This is a genomic window from Veillonella sp. KGMB01456, from assembly GCF_023051165.1.
In the GTDB taxonomy this organism is placed as follows: domain Bacteria; phylum Bacillota; class Negativicutes; order Veillonellales; family Veillonellaceae; genus Veillonella_A.
This window is the reverse complement of sequence record NZ_JALKIG010000095.1, coordinates 1-720: the sequence shown is the minus strand read 5'-3', so window position 1 is coordinate 720 and position 720 is coordinate 1. Positions and strand designations below refer to the sequence as shown.

Sequence of the window (720 nt, the reverse complement as noted above, 5' to 3'; positions counted from 1 at the left end):
GTAAGTGCTTGTTTGTACGTAATGAAATGGTGTCTACTAAAACTTTATATAACTACCTTCATGAAGACCTTCTCTGCGTTAAACCAATGGATTTACCGCTAGTGCTACGCCGTTCAATGCGTAAAGCTATTACGCGTAAGCACAAGAAAAATCTAGGTAAGTCTATTGAACTACGTGATGAATCTGTTTTGACTCGCGAGGAATTTGGAAATTGGGAACTCGATACCGTTCGAGGCATTAAAGATAAGCATGATGAAGTAATTATCTCTCTATTAGAACGTAAAACACGAATTTATGTAACGTTACGGTCACCTTCCGCTAAAGCAGTTGACATAAAAAACACGCTACACAACTGGCTATTAGGCTTTAGTACCGATATTTCATTACAGCAACTCTGCAAGACAATTACAGCTGATAATGGCCTTGAATTTGCGTCTATTACTGAACTTGAAACAGAGAATTTACAGATCTTTTTTGCTCATCCATATGCCGCATGGGAACGTGGCTCTAATGAACGACATAATGGTTTATTACGCCGCATTATTCCTAAAGGAACACCAATTCGTGACGTATCCGAAACAACACTTCGCCGGGCAACCGACTGGTGTAATTCCTTACCTCGTAAGATCCTAAATTACCGTACGCCGCAAGAAGCCTTTGTTGAAGAAGTTAAGAAGTTAGTGGATTTACAAAGTGTTCAATTTGATATTGCAATTTAGC

Annotated in this window: 1 protein-coding gene; it reads left to right on the top strand. The window is 39.2% G+C overall.

Going from position 1 to position 720, the window contains the following annotated elements; genetic code table 11:
- Positions 1 to 719 (top strand): IS30 family transposase (locus tag MXE28_RS11460; protein ID WP_247240193.1); only part of this gene is annotated, 719 nt, incomplete at its 5' end.
- Position 720 lies beyond the last annotated feature (1 nt).